Source organism: uncultured Enorma sp., assembly GCA_905210055.1.
In the GTDB taxonomy this organism is placed as follows: domain Bacteria; phylum Actinomycetota; class Coriobacteriia; order Coriobacteriales; family Coriobacteriaceae; genus Enorma.
The window spans coordinates 1-4805 of sequence record CAJLVH010000145.1 but is presented as its reverse complement, the minus strand read 5'-3'; the positions used below and the strand labels follow the sequence as shown (position 1 = coordinate 4805).

The following is a 4805-nucleotide window of genomic DNA, read 5'->3' as shown; positions in this document are numbered from 1 at the left end:
GTGTGCTCTTCCGATCTTTTCGTCCAGACGGCTCCTGTCGATGACCAGGTTCCCTACGACGATGCTACTGCATTCGACTACGCCGAAGATGACCTTCCGCCGTTTGATATGCCCGCCAACGCTTCTTCTGCACAGACATCTTCCATGGGCAGCGCTGCGCCCGTAGACCTTGCATCCGAGCCCGTTGCAGCTGTTCAAGCCTCTATTCCTCCCGCGAATCCGGCACCCGCTGCGATGCCGAGCCCAGCGCAGGTTCCATCTTCTGCACCCGCACCTTCGGTCACACCGGCACCTGACTCGTTGATAGAGAAACAATCCGCGCCGGCTTCCGATGCCCCTGCTGCCGCGCCGGCGAGCTCGGGATCCGGCGCAACCGACGACATCAAGGACATTCTGGGAAACATCTTCGGCGACGGCGTCGTGTTCACCAAACTCGACTCCTAAACGTGCGTCCTGCTGCCGATGCCTAGTTCTTCCACCTTGCATCGAACTCCATTGAAATAGTCACTACGACTTAAAATCACCGTCCTAACGGCTATTTCGATGGAGCTCGATGAGATATTGGCCATGAATTTTGTGCGGTGTGGGCGTGGGGCTGGGTGCGCGAGAAGCTCGGCTTCGAACCTTTTGAAGGGCGGTATGTTATGCGGGGAGTTCGAGTTCGCATTCCCGCGAAGCCAGGCATCGCGAGGTGACCGCTCCGGCATCCAAGAGAGATGTCGCACTGTGACCATCCTGATATGATAGGATGCGTACCCGATATAGCGTCTGCAATGGGGTGAGCGGGCTATCTGCGCCGCCGCTCCACCTTGGCAAGGAGTATCCATGGCTCAGATGAATATGCAGCAAATGATGAAGCAGGCTCGCAAGATGCAGGAGCAGCTTGCCGCCGCACAGGAGAACATCGCGCAGTCGACGGTGGACGCGTCTGCCGGCGGCGGCATGGTCAAAGTCACGGTGAACGGCGAGATGCAGATCACCTCGCTTAAGATCGACCCCGAGGCGCTCGACCCCGAGGATGTCGAGATGCTCGAAGATATGGTCACGGCCGCCGTGAACGAGGCGCTGCGCGGCGTGGGCGACCTCGCGAACCGCCAGATGGGCGCCATCACCGGCGGCCTCAACATCCCCGGAATGCCGTTCTAAGTTCACTCGATTCGGAAATCAACGGTTGTTTCTGGACTTGTCGAGTAGCGCGAACTGGCATAAGCGTTCTACCTGCGAAATCTTTTGCAAAAGATGCCCCTCTACTCGGCGCATTGCGAAATAACCGTTGATATCCGTCGCGAGTGCATTTGTGCACGGCGTTTGTGACCCCGTGAACACCGAATGCCACTCGTGGAAGCTGATGAGGAAGGACGCCATGGCGAGCAACCAAGATTTGCAGCGCTTGCTCGATGAGCTGGGGCGTTTGCCGGGCATCGGCCCCAAGTCTGCCCAGCGCATCGCCTATCACCTGCTTGAAGCCGACGCCGAGGAAGCGCGCCGCCTCGCGCAGGCGATCCTCGACGTGAAGGAGCACGTGCACTTTTGCAGCCGGTGCTTCAACTACGCCACGGCAGATGAATGCCCCATCTGCATGGACGGCATGCGCGACCGCACGCACATCTGCGTGGTCGGCGAGCCGCGTGACGTGCAGGCAATCGAGAGAACAGGCAGCTACCGAGGGTTATATCACGTGCTTGGCGGTGTGATCAGTCCCATGGAGAAGATCGGTCCCGAGCAGCTGCATGTTCGCGAGCTCCTTGCGCGTCTGGGCGAGGAGGATATCCAAGAGATCATCATCGCCACCAACCCCAACATCGAGGGCGAGACGACGGCGAGCTATCTCGCCCGAACCATCAAGCCGCTCGGCATTACCGTGAGCCGCCTGGCGAGCGGCCTTCCCGTGGGCGGCGACCTCGAGTACGCCGACGAACTTACCCTAGGCCGCGCGATCGAAGCACGCCGCACGCTGTAGCTGTGCCCGCGCTTCTCCTCGGTGTCCTCGGCGACGTCGCGGACGATGCGCGCCGAGTACCGCGCCGTCCCCCGCTCCATCTGAATCACCTTTTTCGACAGTCTTAGCTTCTTCGGGAATAATTCTGTCGAAAAAAGACGATTCAGACGTGACGGGGCCGGCGGGGCCGCCCGCGGGAACGGTGGTGGGGCGCCCGAGGAGACGGCGGCGGGAACGCGGCATGGCGTCTCGCCTGCTCCCAGTTCCACAAAGAGGAAACAGCACAAACACATTCATTCGACGCACTTTTGCCCCCGCGCGTGCGCGATACGCGTTACAATAATGTCGCATGTGGATTTCCGCTGCCAGATTCGTTTCGTCGCGTTCGCCGAATCGTGCTTGACATGCGGGAATACCATAAGCGCCGTGGAATAACCGGTACGCACGGGCTACCGGGGACTGTATACCTACACGAGAGGAGAGGGGTATATGGCGCGTTCGTTCAAGTCCATGGACGGCAACGAGGCTGCCGCATACGTATCGTATGCGTTCACCGAAGTTGCGGGTATCTACCCGATTACGCCGTCCAGCCCTATGGCCGACCATGTCGACCAGTGGGCAGCTCAGGGCAAGAAGAACATCTTTGGCACGAAGGTGAACGTCATCGAGATGGAGTCCGAGGCCGGCGCCGCGGGCACCGTCCATGGCTCGCTCGTCGCGGGCGCGTTGACCACCACCTACACCGCGTCCCAGGGTCTTCTGCTCATGATCCCGAACATGTACAAGATCGCAGGCGAGCATCTGCCGGGCGTGTTCCACGTGTCCGCGCGTACCGTCGCCAGCCATGCGCTCAACATCTTCGGTGATCACTCCGACGTCATGGCCTGCCGCCAGACCGGCTTCGCCATGCTCGCCGAGACCAACGTCCAGGAGGTCATGGACCTCTCCGCGGTGGCGCACCTTTCCGCCATCGAGGGCAAGGTTCCGTTCCTGAACTTCTTCGACGGCTTCCGCACCTCGCACGAGATCCAGAAGGTCGCCGTGTGGGATTACGACGATCTCGCCGAGATGGTCGACATGGCTGCCGTGCAGGCGTTCCGTGACCACGCGCTCAACCCCGACCATCCGCACAACCGCGGTACCCACGAGGACGGCGACGTCTTCTTCCAGCACCGCGAGGCGTGCAACACCGCCTACGACGAGCTTCCGCAGGTCGTCGAGATGTACATGAACAAGGTGAACGAGAAGCTCGGCACGAACTATCACCTGTTCGATTACTACGGCGCCGCTGACGCCGAGAACATCGTCGTCTGCATGGGCTCCTTCTGCGATACGCTCGAGGAGGTCATCGACTACCTGAACGCCCATGGCGAGAAGGTCGGCCTCGTGAAGGTCCGTCTGTACCGTCCATGGTCTGTGAGCCACTTCGTGGCCGCGCTGCCCAAGACCGTCAAGAAGATCGCCGTGCTCGACCGCACCAAGGAGCCCGGTTCCATCGGCGAGCCGCTCTACGAGGACGTCATCTCCGCGATCTACGAGGCCGGCCTCACCGGCATCAAGATCGTTGGCGGCCGCTACGGCCTTGGCTCGAAGGACGAGCCGCCCGCCGCTGCGTTCTCCGTGTACGAGGAGCTCAAGAAGGACGAGCCCAAGCATGAGTTCACGCTCGGCATCGTCGACGACGTCACCAACCTGTCGCTCCCCATGGATCCCGACGCCCCCAACACGGCTGCCGAGGGCACCATCGAGTGCAAGTTCTGGGGTCTCGGCGGCGACGGTACCGTCGGTGCCAACAAGAACTCCATCAAGATCATCGGTGACCACACGGACAAGTACGTCCAGGCCTACTTCCAGTACGACTCCAAGAAGACGGGCGGCGTGACCATCTCGCACCTGCGCTTCGGTGACAACCCCATCAAGAGCCCGTACTACATCAACAAGGCCGACTTCGTGGCGTGCCACAACCCGAGCTACATCGTCAAGGGCTTCAAGATGGTCCGCGACGTCAAGCCCGGCGGCACCTTCCTGGTGAACTGCCAGTGGAACGACGAGGAGTTCTCCCGCCACCTCGGCGCCGACGCCAAGCGCTATATCGCCAAGAACAACATCAACGTCTACCTGATCGACGCCATCGACCTGGCCGAGAAGGTTGGCATGGGCAAGCGCACCAACACGGTGCTGCAGTCCGCGTTCTTCGCGCTCGCACAGGTTCTCCCCGCGGCAGACGCCATCGAGTATATGAAGGCCGCCGCCGAGAAGTCCTACGCCAAGAAGGGCCAGGCCATCGTCGAGGCCAACTGGAAGGCCATCGACGCCGGTGCCACCGCGTTCCGCAAGTTCGAGGTGCCTGCCGACTGGGCGACCGCCGAGGACGAGGCCGTCGAGCATGAGCTCAAGGGTCGCCCCGAGCTCATCGCCCAGGTCAAGAACATCATGGAGCCCATCAACCGCATGGAGGGCGACAGCCTGCCCGTGTCCGCGTTCATGGATCACGCCGACGGCCAGTTCGAGCAGGGCGCTTCCGCCTACGAGAAGCGCGGCGTCGCCGTCATGGTTCCGCATTGGGACGCCGACAAGTGCATCCAGTGCAACCAGTGCTCCTTCGTGTGCCCGCACGCGACCATCCGCCCGTTCGGCCTCACCGAGGACGAGATCGCGAACGCGCCTGAGGGCATGCGCACGCTCGACATCAAGATGCCGAAGGACACCGGCCTGAAGTTCACCATGGCCATCAGCCCGCTCGACTGCATGGGCTGCACCAACTGCGCGAAGGTCTGCCCGAAGGGCGCCCTCACCATGGTGCCGCAGGAGCAGGAGCTCGAGGAGCAGAAGACCTTCGACTACTGCGTCGAGAACGTCTCGCCGA

General features: G+C 61.7%; 3 protein-coding genes and 1 pseudogene. All 4 read left to right on the top strand.

Going from position 1 to position 4805, the window contains the following annotated elements:
• Positions 1-444: pseudogene (locus tag QZ079_RS08150) on the top strand (hypothetical protein); the annotation flags it as partial.
• Between the two features lie 381 nt (positions 445-825).
• Positions 826-1146 (top strand): YbaB/EbfC family nucleoid-associated protein, encoded by a 321-nt coding sequence (locus QZ079_RS08145; protein WP_291289188.1) that lies wholly within the window; start codon positions 826-828, stop codon positions 1144-1146.
• A gap of 217 nt (positions 1147-1363) precedes the next feature.
• Complete coding sequence (gene recR, locus QZ079_RS08140; protein WP_297037360.1) at positions 1364-1960, top strand: recombination mediator RecR; 597 nt, start codon at positions 1364-1366, stop codon at positions 1958-1960.
• Positions 1961-2428: 468 nt separating this feature from the next.
• The coding region (gene nifJ, locus QZ079_RS08135; protein WP_297037358.1) for a pyruvate:ferredoxin (flavodoxin) oxidoreductase at positions 2429-4805 on the top strand (2377 nt) is incomplete at its 3' end.